Source organism: Thiohalocapsa sp., assembly GCF_019695415.1.
In the GTDB taxonomy this organism is placed as follows: domain Bacteria; phylum Pseudomonadota; class Gammaproteobacteria; order Chromatiales; family Chromatiaceae; genus Thiohalocapsa.
The window spans coordinates 1-2,777 of sequence record NZ_JAIFKJ010000065.1 but is presented as its reverse complement, the minus strand read 5'-3'; the positions used below and the strand labels follow the sequence as shown (position 1 = coordinate 2,777).

The window sequence follows — 2,777 nt, the reverse complement described above, 5'->3', positions numbered from 1 at the left end:
TGGCGGCCTTGATGGTGGCGGCCAGGCCACGGCTCTGCAGCTTGCTGAAGATGAAAGGCTTGAACAGCTCCAGCGCCATCCGCTTGGGCAGGCCACACTGATGCAGCTTGAGCGTCGGTCCCACCACGATGACCGAGCGCCCCGAGTAGTCGACGCGCTTACCGAGCAGGTTCTGGCGGAACCGCCCCTGCTTGCCCTTGATCATGTCGGCGAGGGACTTGAGGGGCCGCTTGTTGGTCCCGGTGATGGCTCGACCACGACGGCCATTGTCGAGCAGCGCGTCGACAGCCTCCTGCAGCATGCGCTTTTCGTTGCGGACGATGATGTCCGGTGCCACCAGATCCAGCAACCGCTTGAGGCGGTTGTTGCGGTTGATGACGCGGCGATACAGATCGTTGAGATCGGACGTGGCGAAGCGGCCGCCGTCCAGCGGCACCAGAGGACGCAGCTCCGGTGGCAGCACCGGGAGCACGGTGAGGATCATCCATTCCGGGCGGTTGCCGGAGGCTTGCAGCGACTCCATCAGCTTCAGGCGCTTGGAGAGCTTCTTGATTTTGGTCTCGGAGTTGGTTGCCTCGATCTCCTCCCGCATGGTGCGGATCTCGGCATCCAGGTCGATGGTGCGCAGCAGCTCGAAGACGGCTTCGGCGCCCATGCGCGCGTCGAACTCGTCGCCGTTCGCCTCCAGCGCGTCCAGATACTGCTCGTCGGTGAGCAGCTGGCCGCGCTCCAGATCCGCCGTCATGCCGGGGTCGACGACGACGAAAGACTCGAAGTAGAGCACCCGCTCGATGTCGCGCAGGGTCATGTCCAGCAGGAGGCCGATGCGCGAGGGCAGCGACTTCAGAAACCAGATGTGCGCGACGGGGCTGGCCAGGTCGATGTGACCCATGCGCTCGCGGCGCACCTTGGCCAGTGTGACCTCCACACCACACTTCTCGCACACCACACCGCGGTGCTTGAGGCGCTTGTACTTGCCGCACAGGCACTCGTAGTCGCTCACCGGGCCGAAGATCTTGGCGCAGAACAGGCCGTCGCGCTCCGGCTTGAAGGTCCGGTAGTTGATGGTCTCCGGCTTCTTGACCTCGCCGTAGGACCAGGAGCGGATCATGTCCGGCGAGGCCAGCCCGATGCGGATGGCATCGAACTCCAGCGCCTGACCCTGCTGCTTGATGATTCTGAGCAGATCTTTCAAAGCCGATCTCCGTAGAAGAGGGTTTCGAGTATCGAGTGTCGAGTATCGAGGTTGGCGGACCTACGCCGGCGGGCGTCGAATCCCGGTGCGTCTGGCGCCCCTCGTCACTCGCTACTCGTAACTCGCTACTCGTAACTCGAATTCGAAACTAATCCTGTTCCAATTCGACGTTGATGCCGAGGGAGCGGATCTCCTTGACCAGCACGTTGAAGGACTCGGGCATGCCGGCCTCCATGCGGTGGTCGCCGTCGACAATATTCTTGTACATCTTGGTGCGGCCATTGACGTCGTCCGATTTCACCGTGAGCATCTCCTGAAGCGTATAGGCGGCACCATAGGCCTCGAGGGCCCAGACCTCCATTTCGCCGAAGCGCTGACCGCCGAATTGTGCCTTGCCGCCCAGCGGCTGCTGAGTCACCAGACTGTATGGTCCGGTGGAGCGGGCATGCATCTTGTCGTCCACCAGGTGGTTCAGCTTCAGCATGTACATGTAGCCGACGGTGACAGGCCGCTCAAAAGGCTCACCTGAGCGGCCATCGTAGAGCGTTGTCTGGCCGGATTCCGCCAGGCCAGCAAGGCGCAGCATCTGCCGGATTTCTTCTTCGGTGGCACCGTCGAAGACCGGCGTGGCCAGCGGCACGCCACCTGTGAGGTTTCGAGCGAGCGCCAACAGCTGCTCATCATCAAGCTCGTCCAGGGCCTCTTTCTTGCCGCTCGTGTTGTAGAGCTCTTCGAGAAAGCCGCGCACTTCAGAAGCGGCAGCCTCGCTGCGGAGCATCGCGTCGATGCGCTGACCTAGGCCCTTGGCCGCCCAACCCAGATGCGTCTCCAGCACCTGGCCGACGTTCATGCGCGAGGGCACACCGAGCGGGTTGAGTACAATGTCCACGGGCTCGCCGTCGGCACTGAAGGGCATGTCCTCGACGGGCACAACACGGGAGATCACGCCCTTGTTGCCGTGGCGACCGGCCATCTTGTCGCCGGGCTGGATGCGCCGCTTCACGGCAACATAGACCTTGACCATCTTCAGCACACCCGGGGCCAGCTCGTCACCCTGGGTGATCTTGCGCTTTTTGGTCTCGAAGTGGTCACGGAACTCTTCGCGCTGCTGCTTGATCTGCGCCCCGGCGGCCTCGAGCTGCATCGCCGCGTCCTCGCTGCGAAGACGGATCTCCAGCCAGCGGTCACGACCGTGCTCTTCAGCGAGCTCGTTGAGATAGGTCTTGGTGATCTTGGCGCCCGCCTTCAGTCCAGCGGGGCCGCCGTCGGCAGTCTTGCCGACCAGAAGCTTCTCCATGCGCTGGAAGGCGTCCTTTTCCATGATGCGCTGTTGGTCGCCCAAGTCCTTGCGGATGCGCTCGAGCTCCATCTCCTCGATCTGCAATGCGCGCTTGTCCTTTTCGACGCCGTCGCGCGTGAAAACCTGCACATCCACCACGGTTCCGGCCATGCCGGACGGCAGTCGGAGCGAGGTGTCCTTCACGTCCGAAGCCTTTTCGCCGAAGATAGCGCGCAGCAGCTTCTCTTCGGGGGTCAGCTGCGTCTCGCCCTTGGGCGTGACCTTGCCCACCAGGATGTCGCC

The 2,777-nt window shown here is 63.0% G+C and carries 2 pseudogenes; both read right to left on the bottom strand.

Going from position 1 to position 2,777, the window contains the following annotated elements:
* Positions 1-1,195: pseudogene (locus I6U14_RS00765) on the bottom strand (DNA-directed RNA polymerase subunit beta'); the annotation flags it as partial.
* Positions 1,196-1,343: 148 nt separating this feature from the next.
* A pseudogene (rpoB, locus tag I6U14_RS00760) lies at positions 1,344-2,777 on the bottom strand (DNA-directed RNA polymerase subunit beta); the annotation flags it as partial.